The sequence below is a fragment of the Paenibacillus sp. MMS20-IR301 genome (assembly GCF_032302195.1).
Classification (GTDB): domain Bacteria; phylum Bacillota; class Bacilli; order Paenibacillales; family Paenibacillaceae; genus Paenibacillus_AQ.
Map to the genome: position 1 here is coordinate 3,999,615 of NZ_CP135275.1, position 22,418 is coordinate 4,022,032.

The window sequence follows — 22,418 nt, forward strand, 5'->3', positions numbered from 1 at the left end:
TATAGCGGCCCTTAAACTGCTCAAGTCAACTTCTGCTGCTCTGCCTTATCAAATGCTCTATGGTTAGTGCCGCTTCTGCCCGGGTGGCATAAGCCCCAGGCTTAAAGGCTCCATTGGTATAGCCTTTCATCAAACCGGCAGATTGTACAAGCTGAACGGCTGCCTGTGCCCAGGCTGAAATTTCCCCGCTGTCCCGGAAGGATGCTGTTCCCCCTGCCAGGCCAATACCGCCTGCCTTGTCCAATGCTTTGGCCAGGATCACTGCCATCTCTTGCCGGGTTATCGCTTCATTAGGCGCAAACCGTGTCCCGCTTCTTCCGGTAATGATGCCCGCCTGATAAGCCGCAGCAACATCACCGGCATACCAGCTGCCGGCAGCTACATCCGTAAATGGAGCCGGATCGTCTCCCTTTAATTGCAGCGCTTTGGCAAGCAATGCTGTAAATTGTGCGCGTGTGACCTTTGCTGACGGATTGAAGGTATTCTCCGTCATTCCATTAATCACATGCTTTGCCGTCAAGATGTGGATAGCCTTGTACGCCCAGTGATCTCCTGGCACATCGGCATACGTTTTGTCGTAGGCAAATACGGTGTAAAGGCTGAAATGACTGAGTTCCGCGCTAATTTCCTGTTTAGCTGTATCTATTCTGCCGCTGACATAATCCCATTTCTTCAGCTGCTCATTGTAGGAGTAGATCCCCAGCAAGGGATACAGATCCACTTGTCCGCCAAGTTCACCAGCCTTTAAGGTAAGCTGCACCGGACTTCTGAAAGCAGCCAGCTTGAGTAAGTCTTTATTGGCTGCCGTTACGCCGAATTCAAATTCATAGGCCGGCCCTGCCGGAATCCAAGGCTTCACATCCGGAAGGGAAACGTCCTTTGTTCCGAGTTTAGTGAAGATCATTTGAATTTGTGACCCGGCCGTAAGCTTACCTTTATTCTCTTCAAGAAGCTGAAGAATATTATCATGTCTGAAGTCCAGTGTGAACCGGCTGCCCTGAAGCCGCAGGATCTCAGCCTGTAAACCTTCCGCGACAGAGACAGGCAGCAGAATCCGGTTATACTTTTCCTCATTGACCGCGATGGTGATTGTTCTGTCAACCGCATCGCTCACGTCCTTCGCCTGCAAGACGAGCGTCCCCGGCTCCGCTGATTCCGGTTCAGGCGTTGCCATCGGCTTCGCAGCAGATATTACCGTTGATTCCGGAGCGGCTGTAGCTGCCGGAGCCGGAGTTCCCGTTGGCATCGGAGTTGGAAGGCCCGGCTCTTCATCGCTGAAAATCGGCTGAACGACTGCGGTCTTCGGCGCCTTGTCAATATAAATCATCGTCCAATATTCCAGTGACGGCAATTCGATCTGCAATTGCTCGCCATTCCAGGTATAGTTCAGCTCTTGTGACAAACCCTGTCCGGTATCCGGACTGGCGGCATAGACCTTCAGATCCGGCGCCTCATTCTCTGAAATCCCGATATCGTAAGACACTTTCAGCTGATTGAGGACTGCCGGTGCATCCGCCGCATTTCTCCAGTTGTCGTCATTGTGCAGCAGGTTGATCAGATGCAGCACCTCATACCGCTCAAACCCGGTATTATCGTCATTTTGTCTGACCGTTGTCCAGAGTGTATTCTCCGCTGCGTCTTGGCTGGTTGCTATTTTGCCGCCGGCCGCCTCCACGGTGACAACCGCGGAAGCATCCGGCTTGCTGTCAAACAGCAGGTTTTCATAGGCTGCATTAAATTTATAGTATTCCTGCATGGCTTCTTTGGTGGATTCAAGCATTTTCTTGCTGCGGTTCGGATAGTATTCATGGGCAAGCATATTCGGGCCTTCCGCCTGCTTCTCGGCTGTTCCCAGCTCTATGTGGGTTGCCCCCATCGCTGCCAGCCCGGCATCCATCAGCCTTACGGACGGCTCGTTGAAATAGCCGGCGGTTACTCCGCGCAGCCGGATCGATCCGGCGACATCGTCCGCTTCCATCTTAAGTGTAACGGTATGTGCTCCCGCTTCCATATGTGGAACAATCACATATCCGTCCCCGCTATACTTCTCAAGGCTCTCTGTGCCGTCCAATCCAATCTTCAGCTCTTTACCGTGTTCATCCTTGGCGCGCACACCGTCAATATAGACCGAACGGGTTGTGAAGCCGCCTGCATTGGAATAGGTGAAAATCAGACTCTGCTCCCCCGGTTGAGGGATGGTCACCGGATAGCTCACCTGCTGCCCGGCTTCGCCAAAGTTCAGCACGGTATCCTTATACAGCGAGAACGGCAGCACGGTATCCGTACTTTCAGCTTCATGGCTGCGAGTTACAGCGTCCGTCACACCGGATAATGTAACCTTCAGCCTATCCAGCCTGATCCCGCTGTCCTGCCCTTCCGTCATCTTGATGACAATTCGGTTCTCGCCTTCCGTAAGCGCTATGCCGTTCACTGCCGCCTCTCCCCACCCGGAGCCGGCGGTGGGTACAAAGCTTACAGGAGTGCCCGCGCCATTGTTAACATACACGCTGCGGCTGACAGTCACTGCGCCGTGGGCCTCATTCTGATAAACCCAGCCAAGATCATACATGCCTGATTGCGCCGCCTTCACGGTAAAGGCTACCCGGTCATTGACATTATTGAAGTCTGCGGCATAGCCGGTTACAGGCACAACCCCTCCTGTTGTTTCCGCACCGCCTGTACTGTATTCATAACCGCCGGCAAGAATCCCGCCAACATTGACATATTGCCCGCTTGATTCCATTTTCAGCGTAATGGAATGATGTCCCGCCTGAACAAAGACTGGCAATTCAATAGGCTGCATCTGGCCGTCCCAGCCGCCCGCTGTTGCGGGGAACGTGATATTCTGCGCCTGCGGAGCAGGTTCTCCGTCCACCAGCACCGACATCACAGGCTCATTGCCGCCATGATACAGGACGGTAATTGTATCCAGCGCACGGTCCGCATATACATTGTAGGTGACTGTTTGTCCGGCTTGCCCGAAGTTGTCTGTCTTGCTCTCGCTGTACCTGATGCTGTTGGTCTGCGGAGTATCCGCATACAGGGCATAATATTTCTGCGCGCCGACCGTCATATCCTTGAGCTTGATGCCCAGATCATCGGTGTTTGCCTTCAGAGTAATGACATTATCGCCTGCCTTCAGATGAACCTGTGACAGATGCTCCTGCTCGGAGAATTTATCCCATGTCCCCCTGCCGGCGAAGGAGACCTCTCCCTGGGGCACATCATTAACGAGCAAGTCACGCTTCACTGCCTGCCAATCCGAAGCATAGCTGAATCCGAGCGGATACTCTCCTTCAGCGGGAACGTTAACGTAGAATTTCACGTAATCACCGGTGGTGTCAAAATAATAGACATGGCTGTACTGATCCACAATCACATTATCCAGCTTGGCCTCCACTGCCTCATAGCGTTCATTCATCCCTTGCCCCAGCACTTCCAGGCTCGCAAGATTAAGCCACAGGTTGTTGGTGTTCAGCGTAAGCTTAACTGAATTCTCACCCTTTTTCAGCATAGCCTGCACTCCGGCCTGCGCGGTCGGATTCCCCCACCCCGTACCGGCGTCAAAAGGAATGGCAGCGGCGGCAACTTCACCGTTCACTAGCAGCTGCCCCTCTGGAGAACCGGAGCCATTGCCCTGCCCGTAGTTCAAGATAAGGGAATACATGCCGTCTGCGGGTGCATTTACCGTAAATGTTACCGCATCCGTATCCTTGCGCCCGAAATTGCCCACCCAGCCGTAAGCCTTGGCAATCCGGGACTGGTAATCCAGCGTTAACGGAACACCCTGCGCTTCCGTACCCCGTGCCGGCAGACCCGTAGCCTCCTTATAGTTCATATAACCGGCAATGACCATTGCCTTGCCGCCGTTTCGAATCCGGGTATCCTCCACGACCTTCTGAATATCGCGGTAATGGTTGCGGTCCTGCCAAATCTCGCTGTAGTCAAAGTCAGTCTTCGTCTCCGGATTCGGCACAGCGCTGTACTCGGCATTGCCTCCGACCATATTGAATGTGACATTGCTCTTCGCGGGATTATTGGCGAGCAGTGAATCCTTGACTGAGCCGATCAGCTTGGCGTAATCCAGTGAATAATAACGTTTGTTGCCGTTGTAGTCGTACAGGAAATTGTTGTCATTCGCTCCCCACTGGTCCAGGTGGATACCGTTGAAGCCGAAGGTATTAATGGAGCGGTCAAATTGTTTGGTAATGTAGTCCTGCCAGAACGTGTTGCCCGGATCTTGCAGGAACAGGGAGGTGGTCTTCCCGTTCACATCGAAGGTATATCCGTTCTGCTCCTTCTGCGGATTGCTCTTGTCAAGCTGATCCGTGTTATATAGCCCCCACTCCGGGCTGACACCGAAATCTTCATAGTTCTCGCGTGCCGCATAATTCATCTGATATGCCATGGCTGCAGAGCCGTATTTCTGCGCGGCCTCTACCTGCTGCTTGACGGTTAAGGGATACAGCGAACGTCCCAGCAGATCTGCATAGCGGGTATCAGCGTTAATATCTTCATCCAAAAAGCTGCCGTCCGCATCTGTCAGCGGCCGTCCGTTCTCATTAGTCTTGGAGTAGACCGAGACATCATGGCGCCACATCCAGTCATAGAACTGGTAGGCGTTAATGTAATAGTCCTGAGACAGCTCTTTGAGCTTGGCGTCACTCGCTTCCGCCGTTTCCTGCGGAAAATCAGCAACATAGCCGTATCTCGGGAAATGCGTCCAGTCGCTCGAAACATCAATCGCTGCGGTTGCATAATCGGTTGGAGCAGCTCCCTCGATCCATGCTTTCACCGTATAGCCGCGGAAATCCTCAGCCGGAGGTGTCCAGCCAACGGTAAGCATGTTACTTCCCTCCTGGAGAACCGTCAGATCTTTGCTGCCTTCGGCAACCAGCGTATTCAGCTGATAAATCTGCAGATGCAGCTTGCCGCTCCAGCCGGCAGATTGATTGAGGGTCAGAATCAGCTCAGCGGCTTCGCCCGGAGCGAACCTTGCTTTCGAAGGCACCATCTTTAGGATTTTGGGATTCACAGCAGCTGCCGGCTCCGCCTCTGCCGGAGCCGCTCCGCTGCGTGCATAGCCTGTGGCAGAAGTCTGAACCAGCAACAGCAGAAGACAGAGATATAGAATAGCTAATTTCCTGAACATTAGACCGCTCCTTCATACTCATAGATTTGAGATTTTATTACGCAAACGTTTACTCAAACAGGTAAAAAACATACCCAGCAAAAATAATTTAATACAAGCTTATACATCAACTTAATTTCAAAATAATAATTTTCTGGTTTTTCACCTCAGATCCCGTAACGTAAACGCTTACTATAAATTATCTCGATTATTTTTTCTTGTCAATGCTTACTTTTCCGGCATATAGTTAGGTTGACAAAATAAAGGCTAGGATTTATATTCTTGGTAAACGTTTACTTTAGACCGGCTTCTATTGCTACCGGAAGACAGGAGATTGTATGAATCCCACAATTAAAGATGTTGCCCAGAAGGCGAATGTTTCCATAGCCACGGTCTCGCGAGTGCTGCATAACCTGGGCGGCTATTCAGATAAAACGAAACAAAAGGTGGACCAGACGATTAAAGAGCTGAAATATCAGCCGAACGCTATTGCCCGCGGCCTGATTAACAAGCGCACCCAAACCATCGGTGTGTTGTTCCCTGATGTGTCGAGTAGCTTCTCCTCCGATCTGCTCCATGGGATCGATGAATTTGTCCATAGCCGCAATTACAGTGTGGTGGTCTGCAATACCGACCAGGACGGCAAACGTACCTTGAGGTATCTGCAGCTGTTGCGCGAGAAGCAGGTTGACGGGATTCTCTTTTCCAGTGAAATGCTCAAGAAAGAATATTATGATCTGCTCGAAGACATGAGAATCCCGGTAGTGCTGATTTCTTCCCGGAGTGACTTCCCTAATGTGCCTTATGTGAAGGTCGATGATTATCAGGCCGCCTATGATGCGGTCGATTATCTGATTGGCAAGGGCCACCGCAACATTGCCATGATCAGCGGAACCAAGGGCGACCCCATCGCCGGAACGCCCAGAGTCCAGGGATACCGCAAGGCACTGGAAGCGCATGGAATTGCCTTTGACAGCCGTTACCTTGTCTATGGTGACTTTCTTTATGAGAGCGGCAGCAGAGCTATGGAAACGATATTACGGAAAGTACCGGAGGTAACCGCCGTATTTGCCGCCAGTGACGAGATGGCAATCGGTGCTCTTTCCACCGCTGCACAGCATGGCCTGAACGTACCCGAGGACATTTCCATCATGGGATACGACGATCTCCGGTTAGCCCGGATGGTTAATCCGCCATTAACCACAGTGCGGCAGCCTCTTCATGACATTGGAATGCTTGCTTCCGAGAAGCTGATTGACATGATTGAATCAGGAGAAAACGCCAGGAGTCAAATTTGTGCCCACTCCATTGTGGAACGGCAAACGGTTAGAGACATTACTTGAGAAGACGATAATCAAAAGCGGCTCATCAAAGATAAGTCGCTTTTCCTTTTTATTTCATACTCCGCTTTTTTTCGCTTGCATTCAATAACGTTATATCGTAATATTACGATATAACGTTATTATTAATTTTTGTACAAAGGAGCCGTACTCCATATGGATAGCAACTTCGCACAATTCGATGAGGTATCCGACCTGCTGAAGGCCTTAGCCCATCCGGTCCGCTTATGTATTGTTAAAGGACTGCTGCAGAAAGGTTCATGCAACGTCGGGTATATGCAGGAATGTCTGCATCTGCCCCAGTCCACAGTCTCACAGCATTTGCAGAAGCTTCGCAGCTCCGGCATTGTCAAGACTGAGCGCAACGGACTTGAAGTCAATTACACCATTGCAGATGCCAGGGTTAAACAACTTATTCAGGTTTTTTTTGAGGAGGATCAGTCATGAGTAATAAAGTTCTGATTGTCGGAGGGGTAGCTGGAGGCGCTTCAGCTGCTGCACGCCTGCGCCGGCTGGATGAAGAAGCACATATTGTGATGTTTGAGCGCGATGAACATATATCTTTTGCCAACTGCGGATTGCCCTACTATATCGGGGACAACATTAAAGACCGCTCCAAGCTGATTGTGCAGACACCGGAAGCCATGTACAAGCGTTTCAATCTGGACATTCGTACACAGAGCGAAGTGACGGGTATCAACACCATTGCCAAAACAGTTCAGGTTAAGAGCAGAGCGCACGGCGTTTACGAGGAAAGTTATGATTATCTTATACTGGCACCGGGTGCAAAGCCTATACGCCCTGATTTGCCCGGCATAGACAGCTCCAGAATATACACCTTACGCAACTTAGCAGATACGGATCGTATCAAGAAGCATGTAAGCGAAGTAAACTCTAAGTCCGCTGTTGTAATTGGCGGAGGTTTTATCGGAGTGGAGATGGCCGAGAATCTCAAGGAAGCCGGGCTGGATGTGACCCTGGTTCAAGCTGATCCCCAGCTGCTGGCACCCTTTGACCGTGAAATGTCTCATGTCCTGGCCCGGGAACTGGAAGGGCACGGCGTCCAATTGCTCTTCTCTGAAAGTGCAAAGTCATTTAAGGAAGCAGATGATTACATAAAGGTGGAATTAGCCAGCGGAGCAACATTGACTGCTGATATGGTTATCCTGGCGATCGGCGTCACGCCTGACACCTCCTTCCTGAATACCAGCGGAATAGCACTCACATCGAGAGGCCACATCATCGTAAATGATCACTTAGAGACGAATATAGAGGGTGTGTACGCTGTTGGTGATGCGATACAGGTTGTTGATTACATTAATGGAAGCAAGACCGCTATACCGTTAGCCGGTCCCGCCAATAAGCAAGGGCGGATCGCTGCAGATAATGTATGCGGTTTGGGTGTGACCTATCAGGGTTCCCAGGGAACATCGATCATTAAAGTATTTGGTTTGACGGGAGCAACTACAGGTAACAACGAGAAAACACTTCAGCGGTTAGGCATTCCCTATCAGGTTGCTTATGTTCATCCAAGTTCTCATGCCTCCTATTATCCGGGTGCCGTTCCTCTGACCCTTAAGCTGATCTTTGATGATAAGGGCACCCTATTGGGCGCCCAGGCTGTAGGTTCTGAGGGAGTGGATAAACGCATAGACGATATAGCAACTGTTATTCACTTCCGGGGAACCGTTAGCGATCTGACCGGGCTTGAGCTTTCCTATGCCCCGCCCTTTTCCTCGGCCAAAGATCCGGTCAATATGGCCGGTTACACTGCAGAGAACATCCTTGCCGGCCGGACTAAAGTATTTGTGCCGGAGGACTTAACCACCCGGGATGCCGGGCACACCCTTCTCGTCGATGTCCGCTCTGAGCTTGAGCATAACAACGGGCATATTCCCGGCTCGATCCTGATTCCAGTGGATGAGCTCCGCTCGAGGCTGGGTGAGTTAGACCCTGGCAAAGAAATCTGGGTATACTGCCAAGTTGGCCTAAGAGGATATACGGCTTCACGGATTCTGCAGCAGAAGGGCTACCAAGTCCGAAATTTAACAGGCGGATACAAGACGTATAGGATGTTCCAATATACTCCTTCCGGCAATTCAACCCTTCCGGCGGTTCCGGCGTTCGCAGAGATCAGAACAGAAACAGCTGCAGCAGCACAGCAGCAGGAAGACAGATTACATGCCGACCTCAAACTGGATGCTTGCGGATTATCCTGTCCCGGCCCGCTTATTCAGGTCAAGCAACAGATGGATAAACTGAATAAGGGTCAGATGCTGCATGTAACAGCGTCAGATCCCGGTTTCCATGAAGATATTACAGCCTGGGCACGCTTGTCCGGCAACCAGCTGATTAGTGCAGGCAAGACGCCGGGAGGAATGATAGAAGCCTGGATAAGAAAAGGGGGTCCTGACGCTAACCTGCCGGATAAGGCAGAACCACAGCAGCAGCGTCTGAACGGCAGCTCCATGGTTGTGTTCAGCGGTGATCTCGATAAGGCTATAGCCTCCTTCATAATTGCCAATGGGGCTGCCTCAAGCGGAAAAAAGGTGACAATGTTCTTCACCTTCTGGGGATTGAACGTGATCCGGAAGCCTGAGAAAGTACCTGTAACCAAGTCCTTTACGGGGCGTATGTTCGGTACCATGATGCCCCGCGGCAGCAGCAGGCTGACCCTATCAAAGCTGAATATGCTGGGGCTCGGGACCAAAATGATCCGTGGTGTCATGAAGGGCAAAAATATATCCTCATTAGAGGAATTAATCCAATCGGCCATTCAGCAAGGTGTTGAGGTTGTAGCTTGTTCCATGTCTATGGATGTCATGGGCATTACTGAAGAAGAACTAATAGATGGTGTAAAAATCGGCGGTGTAGGGTACTATCTGGGTCAGGCGGAGCAATCCGGACTTAATCTGTTTATTTAACTATACAATCTATAAGCTTATTGCAGCACAAAAGCCCGTCAGGCATACGCCTGGCGGGTTATTTCTTCACCTGATAAATAGCCTTCGCATCCCTATTAAATATCCAAAAGCCCCCGCTCCAATGCCACAGCTACCGCCTGAGACCTTGACTCCACACCAAGCTTATTATAGACGGCCGTCAAATGCGCTTTTACAGTCCGCTCGGAAATATTCATATCCGAAGCAATAACCTTGCTTTTGTATCCCCGGGCGACAGCCTGCAGAATAAATGTCTCCTTCTCCGATAACGGGGAAGAGGCCTGGGGAGCAGCGGCTGCACTTTGCTCCTGAGACTTCGCTGCAATTACACGTTCCATCAGATCTGCCGACAGCAAGGTTTCTCCGCGTACTGCCGATTCGATATTCCTGAACAGATTCTCACGACTGGTATCTTTTAATAAATAACCTTTAGCCCCGATAGCCAGTCCGCTGATCATTAGCTCATCTTCGTTATAGGTCGTGAGGATAATTACCGGAACCTGAGATCCCTGCTTTTTTAATTCCTGCATTGTTTCCAGACCGCCCATGACAGGCATATTCAAGTCCATCAGAATGACATCAGGCTGCAGCTTCTGAATCATCGGCAGCGCCTCTAGTCCATGTTCAGCCTCACCAATTACTTGAAATTGCTCATTCGTCTCCAGAATCAGCTTCAGGCCTTCCCGGACGACATAATGATCATCTACAATTACAATTTTATATACCGTCATGTAAGTTCTCCTTTAGCTAAAGGCGCTTCGAATATTATTGTGGTCCCTTCGGGTGTACTGCTCATATCTATTTCTCCTCCAATCAGTCTTACCCGTTCCTTCAGGCCCAATAATCCATAATGCCCCGCATCCTTGCCAATATCTTCTGTCCGGAAACCAATCCCGTTATCTCTAATTTCAACAACTAACCTGTCGTTATATGAAGAGACCGATACGCATACTTTATCAGCCTTGGCATGACGGGCAATATTAGTGAGACACTCTTTAACAATGTGCAAGCTGTGCTCCATCTGCAGCCTGGACAATGTCCGGTTGAAACGATAATTTTTGGACACGATAATGCCGGTAGCCTCGTTAAAATGTTCAATTTCATCTGCGATAGCCTCTTTAAAATCTATCTCCGGGGCTGATTTCAAACGCAGATTGTCAATTGCTCTTCTAGCCTCAGCCAGCGTCCGGCGGGCCTGCTGCATCGACTGGCCGATGATTTCATGGGCCCGCTCCATATGATTCTGTGACATATGCGCATCTGCAGCCTCAAGCCGCATAATGAGACCAGCCACCCCTTGGGCGAGTGTATCATGCAGGTCCCGTGCCATTCGCTGCCGTTCATTGGCAAGCGTTAACTCCTCTACTTTCTCATGCGCTTTCCGCAGATCCTCCAGAAAGCTCTGGATTCTCATCCGCTCCTGAACCTGTTTGAAGAATAATATGGCATAGGCCAGAACCACAATGAGCATCAGGATGAAGATGGGCAGAAACACAATCAGTTCATCCGTATCCTTCACCGTCAGCGCAGAATCAAAAAAGACAATAATGCTGATGATTGAAATAAACACCACCCGCTTGAGCCGGAATGAATAACCCAGACTCTGAGCAATCAATATAGGCAGCAGCCCGATCAGTACCGCCTGATAACCGTCCCGCATTAGAATGGCACAAAGGTACACCAGCGCAGCCTGGACAGAGAAGTAGATCCAGAAGGTTTTTTGCGTGACTCTGTAGGAGTTCCAGTGTAGCAATACATGAACTGTAAATAAACCTGTAAATACAGCACCCTCCAGAATTAAAGGCTCCTTGAGAAATTGCAGTATTACCGTTCCGGCATACACAATGGATACCCAGATTAAAGTCGGCAGCCTTGAGGCGAACAGTTCACTAATGCTTTGCATGCCGTTTTTTTCCTTCAATGTCACTCCCCCTTATGCGGGTCCTTCTGTTAATTAAATTCTACCATCAGTCAGACCAAACCGGATACCTGATTTACTATCGGTTCATCATCTATCATGATCCCTTGATCCGGTACAGGATCACTCTCTTTTTGAGCCAGCTCATTATAATTGCATCCATGAGCCCGGTAAACATGCGGTTCCACACTCCATATTTGGACACTCCCCGTTTCCGTTCCTGGTGGGTTACCGTAACTTCGATCACCTTAAACCCGTTCATCTTGGCCATTGTCGGCAGGAAACGGTGCATACCCTTATATAGATGTAAGCTGTCAGCGACCTCGCGGGTGAAGAGCTTCATTGGACAGGCTGTGTCATAAATAGAATCACCTGTAATCCAATTACGGATACGGTTGCCGGTACGTGAAGATACGCTCTTAAGCAAAGTGTTGTTACGCTCAACCCGTTTCCCGTTCACAAAATCTATTTTCTCAATAAAAGGCATCAGCCTGAAAATATCCTTGGGGTCTGTCTGCAGATCTGCATCCATTAGGGCAATTAATTCTCCCTGGGAGCTCTTGATTCCAGCCCATATTGCAGCCGTCTGTCCATAATTCCGTTCAAAATGAATAACTTTCACCGCCTCATCCATCCGGGAGATTTCATCCAATATGGCAGCACTTTGATCCCGGCTCCCGTCATTCACGAGGACAATTTCGTAGCTTTCGATTCTCCCCTTCAGCGCATCAACAATGCTAAGGTACAAATCACAGATATTGCCCTCCTCGTTAAATACCGGTGCTACTACAGAAAGACGTATCATGACGTAATCCCTCTTTTGTGCATATTACAATATCTTACGGTTTAACATAGGTGTACCAAGGGAACCGGTCTCCCCGCCCTGCTTGGAGTACTCCTTCATGATGGTCTCCCCTTCGATATCGAAGTTGGGCAGTATTCTGTCCAGCCATTTAGGGAAGTACCAGGCCGATTTGCCCAGTAATGTCATTACAGCAGGTACAATGGCCAACCGGACGACAAAAGCATCAAATAAAACACCCACAGCTAGGGCCAGGCCCATTTGTTTGATCGTCGGATCATGCGAGAAGATAAACCCTGAGAATACCGATATCATAATCAGGCCCGCCGCCGTTACAACAGCTCCATTTTCCTTGAGGCCTGCATGAATGGCTTTCTTGGCATCGCCGGTGTGCGCGAATTCTTCACGCATTCTGCTGACAAGGAATACTTCGTAATCCATCGATAGACCAAACAGAATACCGATACATAAGACAGGTAACAAGAATAATATTGCACTGGAGCCGGGGAACCCGAACACATCAAGGAAGTTGCCGTCCTGGACAATAAATACGGTGAAGCCTAAGGTTGCACCAATCGAAAGCACGAATCCGAGTACAGCCTTTAATGGCACAAGAATGGATCTAAAGACAACCATCATTAGTACAAAGGCAAACGCCACAATTAGAATAGCAAAGGTCGGCATGGCACTCATGATTTGGTCAGAGATATCAATATTAACGGCTGTAGCTCCTGTCACCAGAAGTTCCATATTCCCGCTGTCAGAAAGAGCCCTGATTTCGTTTACCAGATCTTTCGTTTCCGGCGCATTCGGCCCATCCTCCGGTGTGACACTCATTAGGAATAGATCATTTGTCTGGTTCGGCATTGCAGGCGTTGCACTTTTCACATGATCCAGTCCGTTTATGGTTTCCGACAAAGCTTTCAGGTTATCCGCAGATGCCGCTTCCTGATTCACAGGCTCGGCAATAACGACTAACGTAGAATGGAACCCCGCCCCATAAGCATCCGATAACAGATCGAACCCTTGTCTCTCCGAAGTTTCATATTGTTTATTCCCGTCATCCGGAAGGCCAAGATTCAAATGAAAGAACGGAGTAGCTATTACCGCCAGTAAAGCTATGCCGACTACAGCAACGATCAATGGTTTTTTTGTTACAAATCTGCTCCAGGCATTGGTATCGGATGCTTTTTTCTTATTGGCCCGCGTCAGCATGGCGATTAACCGGTTGCTTTTCTCGGGTCTGATGCGATGTCCCATGAGTCCGAGGACGGCGGGTACAACCACTACCGCTACAATGATCGACATCAATACGACTACAGCGGTCGCTACTCCCATTGTGGTCATGAAGGGAATGTCCACAACCATGAGTCCTAGAAGCGCAATGATTACGGTTAATCCGGCAAAGATTACGGCATTACCGGCTGTGCCGTTGGCAATGGCAATCGATTCCTGAACGGAATATCCCTTTTTCAATTGTTGTTTAAACCTTGAGAAGATGAACAGGGAGTAATCGATTCCGACGGCAATTCCGAGCATTCCTGCTAAAGTGAGGGAGATGGACGAGATATCAAAAAAGTTAGTTCCCAGCAGGATTAACAATACTCCGATACCCACACCAATCAGTGCCATAAGAATCGGCATTCCTGCAACAAGCAAGGAAGCAAAGGTAAGGGCCAAAATAACATAGGCTAAGATTACACCCATAATCTCACCCGGGCCGCCGCCCGCTTCCGTCTGTTCGAATTTAACAGTCCCGCTAAGTCCGGTCTCAATTCCTTGATTCCTTGTTATTGCTAAACTGTCTTCTACTGCATCCTTAGATTCTTGTGAGACATTATCTGCAGGTGAATTATACGTTACAACCGCATACCCGATTTGTTTATCCGGATTGATGTTCGCAAGCTCGTATGGAGAAGCGACCGAGGTTACTGCCCCATCCCCTTGAATCTTCGTAAGCAATTCACTAATGACCGTTTTATTATCAGCCGAGTCTAAGGTTTCATTATCGGGAGCCTTAAACACGATTTTAACCTGCCCGTCCTGTTCACCGCCCGTGAATTTCTCCGCCAGAATTTTCATCGCTTTTTCTGATTCTGTACCCGGAATGGATACATCCTCTTGGAACGCTGTTCCCATACTAAAGATCAGTCCGCCCAATACAGCCATAAGCAAAATAAACGCCACGATCACCTTTTTACTGTTGGTGCCTGCAAATCGTCCCAACTTAAATAACATTTTGGCCATTCTTTCTCTCCTCCAATGTTCTCTACGACTACGGTCGTCGATATCTAATGGTTTGTCATGCCCTTATCGTACAGCTTGCTAGAAAAGGGCACATCGTCCGAATGGGCAGCAGGTGCTTGCCCTTTTGGGCAAATGCATTTTTGCAGTCATTTTCACAACATGTGTTTAATAATAGGTAATTATATTCCGAAGAGGAGAGCAACCAATGAACAAATCCAGAAAGACGCTTATTTTCATGCTGATTCTGTTAGCTGTAGCAGCGGCAGCTGTCATCTATTGGTTCATGCAGCACTCTGACCGCATACAAGCAGAAGGGAAATGGGCATTAACTTCCGGAGATACAGGCTGTTTCACTGGGATCAGATTTATGAATAATCCGGCTGCTTCCGGTGGAGCCGTCTCGATTGAAGCAACCTCCGGCTCCCTGGTCCAGATGTCTTACGGCAGCTATGAGTATGATGGTGACAACCAAATTCTCATCACCTTAGCGAATTCGGATGTGCCCGCCTTCCCTGTCACACTCGGCAGAAACGGGAATGAGTTATCGGCCACCTTTAAATTGAAGGATGAGGAAGCTGTCTGTTCCTATACGCTCAATGTTTTCAAATAATGGAGCAATAACGGCATTCATAATGCGGACTACGAGAAATTAAGTTGCGATAAATGCAGGATAGAGCTTCATAAAATCAGAGCAGAAAAACAGCAGGTAGATCTGGATTCGGCAAAAAAGAGTCTGTCAAATGACAGACCCAATGACTCACCATTACGCTTAAATTCACACAAACAGCCTCATTAATTTCACATATGGCGGGTTTTCCATGTAGCCAGCCGGATTTACCGAGTATCTTGTCCCGGTATTGAGCCGGCGAATCCGGTCCATTTCTTCATCGGTCAGCTCAAAGTCAAAGATTCCGGTGTTTTCCTTTATTCTCTGCGGGTTTGCGGACTTAGGGATTGCGACAATCCCCCTCTGTAAATGCCACCTCAAAGTGAAGCTCGTACTGCGGAAATTCCGGATGGGTTTCAAGCTGATTAACCATCGGCGGATTTGATGCATGCTTCATCAGCTGCTCCAGATGTCTGATTTCAAAATTAGCAACGCCGATTACTTGTTCAAAAACTTCCCTTTTAGGAATTTTGTATACGCCAAAACCTAATTGCGGAATATGAACCCCATTTATCGCCTTAATCGTTTTATTCATCCTCATCCTTCCCCGTTCGGAGGTAATTTGCATTGCATAAGCATCTTATTGATCTCTTCGGCCAGGTTGTTCAGCAGACTCAGCTTACTTTATACATCCAGGCGGTAGTAGTTGATTGTTCCTTCTTTACTAACGCTGACGATTCCCGCTTCTCTCAATTGTTCATAGTTCACACTCCCGCTGCCTTCAGATTTCACAGACTGATGTAGAATGGCCCTCTGTCAAGAGAGCAGACAAGTCTCACAACACTTATGCAAGTTAACCGCCTAGCTTAGCGTAACGGACAGGAGAGACGTTAAAATTTGAAAAAGCGCCAAAATGCCGGTCCTTGCGGACACCAGCGCCGTTATTTCGCCGGAAAAGTAGCGTTAGCACATGAAAGTTGCCGAATAAGGTCTGTGATGTCCGTATACCTGCCAAATTAGCCGAAATTGAGTAAATAAGGTCTGTGGTGTCCGCAAGGGTCAGAGTGGGCATTGTTTTGATTTCCTAATCATCTGCACCCTTCCACTATCCGTGAAACATAACTCCGCGAAACCCCAAATTCTTAGCAGTTTCCCGCCGCGTCCGTCCTTCCCACCAATGTCCAGACGGAAACGGCCGACGACGACCTCGTTCTCCGCTTATCTTTCATCAAACGAAAACATAGAATCCACCATTTCTAAGACTCTATCATTTAAAGACCCGCAATACATAACATTAATAGTAAATTAAACTATCATACAATCACTACACATCTTATATTTTCAACAAATAATGTCTTTTTTTCTTATTTCTAGCCCGAAAATATATAAATATTAAAATATTAATTGACTGAATTTAATATAGATGTTATATTCCCTAACATAATTTATAAATATACATAGAAAAGGAGATTGACCAAATGAACAAATGGAAACGTCTGCGTAAATCTAAGAGAAACCACCCTGGTTTCACTGGACCTGAACATTCACCCGCAAAAAAGAATTGGAGTAAAAAGCAAGTTATAGCTACTTCTATTACGTTATCTGTTATAGCTTCGGGAGTCATTCCTTTTCAAACCGCTGATGCTTTAACCCGGGTCACTTCAGATAGCGGCACAGTATGGGAGATTCACGATGTATTTGCTCCCAGCTTAGACACAGGAAGTTTACGCACAGTTGGAACTACACAGGTACAAGGCTTCGGTAATATCTTTGTTAAGGTATCCTCACCTTCGGCTTCCCTGATGAATGGTCAGATGATGCGCGGGTTTAACTTGAAATACGATGGCGTGAATACCTTCACTTCGGCTCAATCTGTAAATCTGGGAAATGTAACTGTAACCCGCGAGGTATATGTGGATACTACTCTCAACCGGACGAGATTCTTTGATACTTTTACGAACAAAAATGATATAGATGTAAAGGTTGATGTATCTTTCGGCGGCTCTTTAGGCTATGGTACAACAGCAAATGCTTCAGTAGTCAAGGCAACCTACTCGGAGGATCTGGAGGTGACTACAGAGGATTCTTGGATCGTTGTAGACAGCAGTGCCAGAAACAATAAGCCGCTGGGCGTGGCCGTTGGCTCTCCACATCCCTTTGATAACGGGTTAACCGGTCTGGGTAATCAGCAGCAGAACCCATTCACAACACCACTCGCCAAGTCCGGCAATGAGGCAAACTTCTACGGGTTCATTAATACATTAAATATTAGGCCGGGTGAGTCGAAATCCCTGGTCCATTATGTACAAGTGGGAGAAGCCGGCGAAGCAGGGCTGAACAATCTGGTTACTATGCTCAACGGACTTAACAGCCATCTGGATGTGAGCGGACTCTCAAATGCACAAATCCGTTCCATTAGTAACTGGGATATCTCTGGTATAGAGGGACTTAATACTGGAGATAGCCTGGTGATCCCAGATGCTCCTGCAGCCGCAGCATTAGTAACTTCATCCCCGTATGATGTTACGAATAAATCCATTGCAGAGATGCAGCAGGATATGGTGAATGGCAAAACTACTTCTGTACAGATTACTCAAGCCTATTTAGATAGAATTAAGGCATACGATGAGGGACAACTGGGCTTCCATGCCTTCCTGCATGTCTCTGAAACTGCGCTGAACCAAGCCAAAGCTGCTGACGCTGCCCGCGCACAAGGTGCAAAGGGCGATCTGCTGGGGATTCCCATTGCGATAAAAGATATCTATGATACCAAGGATATGCCAACCACCGGCGGCAGCAAAGCGCTTGAAGGCTGGCAGCCTGAATCTGATGCCTTCCAGGTGAATAAGCTGCGGGAAGCCGGGGCTGTAATTATCGGCAAAGTAAATACTTCCGAGTTTGCTAACAGCGGAAGCTTCAGTGAGAGCGGCTGGCTTCAGACCTGGAATGCATTATATCCTTCGAAAACCTCTTTCGGCTCAAGCGGCGGCTCGGCCGTATCCGTAGCAGCTGATTTTGCAGCAGCAGCCATGGGTTCGCAGACAGGGGTATCCCTCTATGCCCCTACTACAGGCTCCAGCCTCAAAAGCTTCCGCGGTACAGACGGTATGGCAAGCACTACAGGTGTACTGCCACTCACTTGGGGACAAGATTATGCAGGTCCCATTGCTAAAACTGTAACCGACCTGGCCATTATGCTGAATGCTACAACGGGTACGGACCCGCAGGATATTTTCACAGTGACTGCTGATGCAGATCATAAACGTCCGGCTGACTGGAAAGAATCTCTTGATTCTAATGCCTTGCAAGGTAAAAAAATCGGATATATTCCTGCATCCTTTGTCTCGACTTATGCGGATGATGATACAGGACAAGCCGTAATGAACAAGTTCTCAGAGCTGCAGGCAGCGGGCGCAACAATGGTTGAAATGTCTGCCCTACCAGCAGCTCCCAGCCGTCCTTCAGGCATTAACGGATCTACTGAAGGGTGGGCGCGTTATATTGAGCTTCACAAGGACTTCCCTTATCTGGATGGCGCAAGTGTACTCGCTTCAGATAAGGTGCTTATCTATAATCAAAGAAGCTATACCGCGCCAGTGCGTATGACGGAACAGGCTGTACAAGATTACATTAAGTATAGAACGGACTACAAAGAAGTCATTAAAGGCTGGATGGACGCGAATGGCGTTGATGCTGTTGTGTATGCAGGCTTCATTAGTGACGTGTATAACAATGACGCATCAGCCTCCCAATTAAGCTCTGACCGGGGCACGGGCGTATTAACATCTAACGTAGGTCTCCCAACGGTAGTGGTTCCTGTAGGAACTAATGACAGCGGATATTCAATCTCTATGCAGCTTGTGGGCAGAGCATGGGATGATGCCAATGTATTGGGGATGGGCTATGCTCTGGAGCAGCAAAGTCAAGCCAGACTGCTTACAGCCTTTGCCCCGGCACTTCAATACGTGTCACCTCCTGTTACTCCTGATCCAGGCACAGATGGACCAAGCACTGGAGGAGGTACAGTGACGCCTACGCCTACACCGACACCAATGCCTACACCAACAACGGAACCAACATCAACATCTCAGCCGGAAGTGGTTAGTTTTGCAGATACAATGAATCACTGGGCGTGGGCAAGCATCGACACGCTTATTGCTAAGGGATTACTGACGGGTTATTCCGATGGTACCTTCCGTCCAAATGCAGGGTTAACCCGCGCTGAAGCCATCAAGGTAATTGCCACATACATGGGACTTGAAGGACAAGCAAGTAACTTTAAAGATGTCTCTACGGCGCATTGGGCGAGTAAGTATATCGGTGCAGCCGCCGGATCAGGCTTGATGAACGGATATAGCGATGGAAGCTTCCGTCCGGATCAGAAGATTAGCCGCAGTGAATTAGCGGCACTCATCACTAGGGCCTTTAAGCTGACAGGTACCGGAAACACAACTTTCAAAGATGTTAACAGAAGTGCATGGTATTATGATTCCATCGATGCCCTCGCCTCCAATAAGATTATTACCGGATACGCAGACAGCACATTTAAGCCTCAGCAAGAGATTACCCGAGCAGAGTTTGCAACAATGGTATCCCGATTACTAGAGACTGTGAATTAAAAGAAGTTCACTAAGATTACAGAAAGGGCCATCCCGTAAAGGATGGCCCTTTCTGTAAAATCAAATCTTTTGCGCCCAGATAATAGCGCGATGTGTAGCCTCACCAATCGGCTCTGGCATCGGTTCATCTGTGAAATTTTGATAGGTACGTTCTATAGAAAATCCGGCTTCTGCCAGCCAATTGTAAACCTGCGCTTGTGTAGGGATATGCTTATACCATCGCTTGGATATAATAAGTTTCTCACCGCTATTTGTAGTAAGCTCAGAGTGACCCGTTCCGGAACAAACCTGGGTAATGGGGTCATACACGCTTCCATAGCTGACAATGTGGCCAGTCGTACCTAATTCGTCTGTTTCTTCGAAATAGCGGCTCTCTTTCAAACTACTGAAAACAGCTGCCGGATTATAATGCAAGTCAAAATCCAAATAAAGATGTCCACCGGTGCGAAGGGACGCAGCCGCATTTTTAATAAAGGTCAGCTGCGCCTCTTTATAATTCATGTCATTTTCAATGTTAATGAGGATATTACCTGCCATAATGACTACATCAAAACCGAGCCCCCACTCCGAAGTCGCTGCTTCAGCCTGATAACAGTGTATATTAGGTAAACCTGCCATTCGGCGATAACAGCGCAGGAGCATATGCTCATCGGCATCAAAACCTGTAACAGTATGACCCGCCTTTGCAAGCGGTACACATATCCTGCCACCGCCACAGGCAACTTCAAGGATATTTAATGATTGGTTGCCTGATTGTTCAGATAGTACTTTCGATAAAAATTCAACATCCTGTGTTTGGTTTTCGAACTTTTCATACATACTGGCATACCAATGCTTTACGATAAAATCTCTGTTCACAGATTTACCTCCAGTTATAAAAATAGATAATTCGAACACAATATGAATTGGGTAAATTTAACTATTTGATTCTATGATTATAACTAAGGAAAATTGCCCTCTCAATGTAAAGAATATTAATAATTATTCCATACAGTCTAAATGAAACAAAAAAGCAACTCATCCGCAGATAAGCCGCTTATCTTACACTATATTGTTATCGCAACTACTCTACACGACTAAGCCATTTTAATAAGCCATATTGGCTACAACAGCTTGCGGTAACGTTCTTTCGTATTCCTTATGTAACACATAACGTTGGACGCCTCTCGAAGCGTCTACTGCTTCCTTGGCAAGCTTGATGGCGGTTTCGCTGTTGCCTGCTTTGAGTTCAATTTCTGCGAGCAGTGCTAATCTCATCCATTGCTTCCTGATTGACTCAAGATGTTCCCGCGCCTGGGCACTTTTCCCGTCCTCCAACAGCAGAGCGGTTTCGTAGTATGTCCGGTAATCAGAATTGCGAATATACGGCACGGCTTCCTGAACAGCAGCCATATCTTTGCAGTAAAGTCCGTAAGCTGCCTTGAACGTTGCCTGTACCGTCGCCCGCTTATACTTGCTCATTAGCTGCTCCATAACCGTTTTTGATTCATCCTCAAGTCTGTTTGCTAGAATATACTGAATATACAAGGCAGGATTGTTTTTCTGGCTGCGTAAAAAGGACTCTACACGGTCCACACGTTTATCCAAAGCTGCAGGATAATAGAATTGGGTTAGAAAAGCAATGAGGCCAGCCACCACAGCTACCCCTACAATCAGAATTGGTGAATAGTCATTGAGTACCATGAATAAGACAACCACGAACAGCACGGAATAAATAAAAATGCTCCAGCGAAGGCGCTTCATTATAAATCTCCTTTGAATATTATAATTAACAAGCAAAAATTCTATTTAAAATATTGTATCATAATCCATAATATATCAGTAGAAACCATAATTCCTGTAACATTTTCAAACATATTGATAGATTATTGCCGTCTTCTATTTTTTTGCTTTTTAATTCCAAATATAGTATAAAATCCTAAAGGAGGGTTATTGCATTAGTCATGCTGTAGTAATAGCTGGTTAAGGGAATTAAGTTATCGGCAGTTTAGCACAACTAAATATTCCCATTTTCGTTAAAGTAATAGGGGGTGAATTAATGAAGAAGGTTTGGGTAAATAACCTGTTTATTTATTTGGGATTTTTAGTAATTGTGATCTTAGTTTTTATATTCGGGTTAAAATATCAATATCATTTACAGGTAGAAGCACGCAAGACGTACCAATTAAACAGTAGTTATGTCTTTTCTGTTCTTTTCCCAATTCTCTTTGGATTGTTACTCGGTTCTCTAAGATTCATCGAATTACTGCGGAAAGCTGGTAAATGGAAAATAAATTGGATTAAGCTCTGTGTATTCGGCTTACCTTCACTCTATGTCTCATTATTTCCACTATTATATTGGTCTGGTTTGTCTATAGATTTACCTTTGGGCTTCCTTTTGATCACTTCGGGAACAACAGCCCATACAATTAGTGGCCTGATGTTAGGTTTTTTATTATTTTACGTACTCGAAAGAAAATAATAGTTAGGTTCGGACAATCATTTATTTAACTAAAAGAAGCTGGTGGAAATAAATGAGTACAAAAGGAATATCAAGTGTAAGCTTTCCATTTCGTTCCGTTATCATTGGTATCTTTATAGTCTTATTTGCTCTTATTGATCACTATGCTATAAAAGCTGGTCAGCTTATAGATGGTTTCGGCTTCCTTTCTCTCTTCTTTATTAGTCCAATAGGTTTAATTTTCGGATCATTGGGTCTCAACATCAAAAAAACTAGACATGTCTCGCTTTTAGGAATAGGAATCAATTTATCAGCATTTTTGTTTTGTGTACTTATGATGACGGTTTTTTATACTCCGTAACACACAAGTAT

16 protein-coding genes are annotated in these 22,418 nt (G+C 47.4%); 7 read left to right on the forward strand and 9 right to left on the reverse strand.

The window, feature by feature from the left end; genetic code table 11:
• Positions 1–25: 25 nt before the first annotated feature.
• Complete coding sequence (locus LOS79_RS17200; RefSeq protein WP_315411240.1) at positions 26–5,152, reverse strand: glycoside hydrolase family 66 protein; 5,127 nt, start codon at positions 5,150–5,152, stop codon at positions 26–28.
• Between the two features lie 317 nt (positions 5,153–5,469).
• Here LOS79_RS17200 and LOS79_RS17205 point away from each other — a divergent pair, with 317 nt between their 5' ends.
• The 3 genes from LOS79_RS17205 to LOS79_RS17215 all read left to right on the forward strand — a co-directional run bounded on the left by LOS79_RS17205 (position 5,470) and on the right by LOS79_RS17215 (position 9,395).
• Entirely contained in the window at positions 5,470–6,474 is a 1,005-nt protein-coding gene (locus LOS79_RS17205; protein ID WP_315411242.1) for a LacI family DNA-binding transcriptional regulator, read from the forward strand.
• A 153-nt stretch (positions 6,475–6,627) separates the two neighbouring features.
• Entirely contained in the window at positions 6,628–6,918 is a 291-nt protein-coding gene (locus LOS79_RS17210) for an ArsR/SmtB family transcription factor (protein WP_315411243.1), read from the forward strand.
• A complete protein-coding gene (locus tag LOS79_RS17215) occupies positions 6,915–9,395 on the forward strand; it encodes an FAD-dependent oxidoreductase (RefSeq protein ID WP_315411246.1) in 2,481 nt (826 codons plus the stop codon). Before LOS79_RS17210 ends, LOS79_RS17215 begins: the two co-directional genes overlap by 4 nt.
• A gap of 95 nt (positions 9,396–9,490) precedes the next feature.
• Here the strand turns inward: LOS79_RS17215 and LOS79_RS17220 are convergent, their stop codons facing one another.
• From LOS79_RS17220 to LOS79_RS17235, 4 genes are all read right to left on the reverse strand, one after another.
• Entirely contained in the window at positions 9,491–10,144 is a 654-nt protein-coding gene (locus LOS79_RS17220; RefSeq protein WP_315411248.1) for a response regulator, read from the reverse strand.
• On the reverse strand, positions 10,141–11,334 hold the full coding sequence (locus LOS79_RS17225) for a sensor histidine kinase (RefSeq protein WP_315411250.1): 1,194 nt from the start codon (positions 11,332–11,334) through the stop codon (positions 10,141–10,143). Before LOS79_RS17225 ends, LOS79_RS17220 begins: the two co-directional genes overlap by 4 nt.
• A gap of 94 nt (positions 11,335–11,428) precedes the next feature.
• Positions 11,429–12,136 (reverse strand): glycosyltransferase family 2 protein, encoded by a 708-nt coding sequence (locus tag LOS79_RS17230; RefSeq protein ID WP_315411252.1) that lies wholly within the window; start codon positions 12,134–12,136, stop codon positions 11,429–11,431.
• A gap of 24 nt (positions 12,137–12,160) precedes the next feature.
• A complete protein-coding gene (locus LOS79_RS17235; RefSeq protein WP_315411254.1) occupies positions 12,161–14,380 on the reverse strand; it encodes an MMPL family transporter in 2,220 nt (739 codons plus the stop codon).
• Positions 14,381–14,585: 205 nt separating this feature from the next.
• Here LOS79_RS17235 and LOS79_RS17240 point away from each other — a divergent pair, with 205 nt between their 5' ends.
• The gene (locus tag LOS79_RS17240; RefSeq protein ID WP_315411256.1) at positions 14,586–14,990 is read left to right on the forward strand and encodes a hypothetical protein; all 405 of its coding nucleotides are present in this window, start codon (positions 14,586–14,588) and stop codon (positions 14,988–14,990) included.
• A 165-nt stretch (positions 14,991–15,155) separates the two neighbouring features.
• Here the strand turns inward: LOS79_RS17240 and LOS79_RS17245 are convergent, their stop codons facing one another.
• Both LOS79_RS17245 and LOS79_RS17250 read right to left on the reverse strand, forming a co-directional pair.
• Positions 15,156–15,437 (reverse strand): aldo/keto reductase, encoded by a 282-nt coding sequence (locus LOS79_RS17245; RefSeq protein WP_315411258.1) that lies wholly within the window; start codon positions 15,435–15,437, stop codon positions 15,156–15,158.
• The gene (locus LOS79_RS17250; protein WP_315422594.1) at positions 15,328–15,582 is read right to left on the reverse strand and encodes a hypothetical protein; all 255 of its coding nucleotides are present in this window, start codon (positions 15,580–15,582) and stop codon (positions 15,328–15,330) included. Before LOS79_RS17250 ends, LOS79_RS17245 begins: the two co-directional genes overlap by 110 nt.
• A gap of 883 nt (positions 15,583–16,465) precedes the next feature.
• Here LOS79_RS17250 and LOS79_RS17255 point away from each other — a divergent pair.
• Positions 16,466–19,606: an amidase family protein gene (locus LOS79_RS17255; protein ID WP_315411260.1), complete on the forward strand. Its 3,141-nt coding sequence runs from the start codon at positions 16,466–16,468 to the stop codon at positions 19,604–19,606.
• A 60-nt stretch (positions 19,607–19,666) separates the two neighbouring features.
• On the opposite strand, the gene LOS79_RS17260 is transcribed toward LOS79_RS17255, so the two are convergent.
• Both LOS79_RS17260 and LOS79_RS17265 read right to left on the reverse strand, forming a co-directional pair.
• Complete coding sequence (locus LOS79_RS17260; RefSeq protein WP_315411262.1) at positions 19,667–20,464, reverse strand: class I SAM-dependent methyltransferase; 798 nt, start codon at positions 20,462–20,464, stop codon at positions 19,667–19,669.
• A gap of 228 nt (positions 20,465–20,692) precedes the next feature.
• Complete coding sequence (locus tag LOS79_RS17265) at positions 20,693–21,349, reverse strand: hypothetical protein (RefSeq protein ID WP_315411264.1); 657 nt, start codon at positions 21,347–21,349, stop codon at positions 20,693–20,695.
• Between the two features lie 295 nt (positions 21,350–21,644).
• On the opposite strand from LOS79_RS17265, the gene LOS79_RS17270 reads away from it, so the two are divergent.
• Together LOS79_RS17270 and LOS79_RS17275 are read left to right on the forward strand one after the other, a co-directional pair.
• Positions 21,645–22,067 carry a hypothetical protein gene (locus tag LOS79_RS17270; RefSeq protein ID WP_315411266.1) on the forward strand — a complete coding sequence of 141 codons (423 nt, stop codon included), beginning with the start codon at positions 21,645–21,647 and terminating at the stop codon, positions 22,065–22,067.
• Positions 22,068–22,119: 52 nt separating this feature from the next.
• Positions 22,120–22,407: a hypothetical protein gene (locus tag LOS79_RS17275; RefSeq protein ID WP_315422595.1), complete on the forward strand. Its 288-nt coding sequence runs from the start codon at positions 22,120–22,122 to the stop codon at positions 22,405–22,407.
• The last annotated feature ends 11 nt before the right edge of the window (positions 22,408–22,418 follow it).

Coding starts and splice junctions, on each gene's coding strand:
- LOS79_RS17230 (WP_315411252.1), bottom strand. CDS start 12,136: ATGATACGTCTTTCTGTAGTAGCACCGGTATTTAACGAGGAGGGCAAT.
- LOS79_RS17255 (WP_315411260.1), top strand. CDS start 16,466: ATGAACAAATGGAAACGTCTGCGTAAATCTAAGAGAAACCACCCTGGT.
- LOS79_RS17215 (WP_315411246.1), top strand. CDS start 6,915: ATGAGTAATAAAGTTCTGATTGTCGGAGGGGTAGCTGGAGGCGCTTCA.
- LOS79_RS17250 (WP_315422594.1), bottom strand. CDS start 15,582: ATGAATAAAACGATTAAGGCGATAAATGGGGTTCATATTCCGCAATTA.
- LOS79_RS17275 (WP_315422595.1), top strand. CDS start 22,120: ATGAGTACAAAAGGAATATCAAGTGTAAGCTTTCCATTTCGTTCCGTT.
- LOS79_RS17240 (WP_315411256.1), top strand. CDS start 14,586: ATGAACAAATCCAGAAAGACGCTTATTTTCATGCTGATTCTGTTAGCT.
- LOS79_RS17200 (WP_315411240.1), bottom strand. CDS start 5,152: ATGTTCAGGAAATTAGCTATTCTATATCTCTGTCTTCTGCTGTTGCTG.
- LOS79_RS17205 (WP_315411242.1), top strand. CDS start 5,470: ATGAATCCCACAATTAAAGATGTTGCCCAGAAGGCGAATGTTTCCATA.
- LOS79_RS17210 (WP_315411243.1), top strand. CDS start 6,628: ATGGATAGCAACTTCGCACAATTCGATGAGGTATCCGACCTGCTGAAG.
- LOS79_RS17220 (WP_315411248.1), bottom strand. CDS start 10,144: ATGACGGTATATAAAATTGTAATTGTAGATGATCATTATGTCGTCCGG.
- LOS79_RS17235 (WP_315411254.1), bottom strand. CDS start 14,380: ATGGCCAAAATGTTATTTAAGTTGGGACGATTTGCAGGCACCAACAGT.
- LOS79_RS17245 (WP_315411258.1), bottom strand. CDS start 15,437: ATGCATCAAATCCGCCGATGGTTAATCAGCTTGAAACCCATCCGGAAT.
- LOS79_RS17265 (WP_315411264.1), bottom strand. CDS start 21,349: ATGAAGCGCCTTCGCTGGAGCATTTTTATTTATTCCGTGCTGTTCGTG.
- LOS79_RS17270 (WP_315411266.1), top strand. CDS start 21,645: ATGAAGAAGGTTTGGGTAAATAACCTGTTTATTTATTTGGGATTTTTA.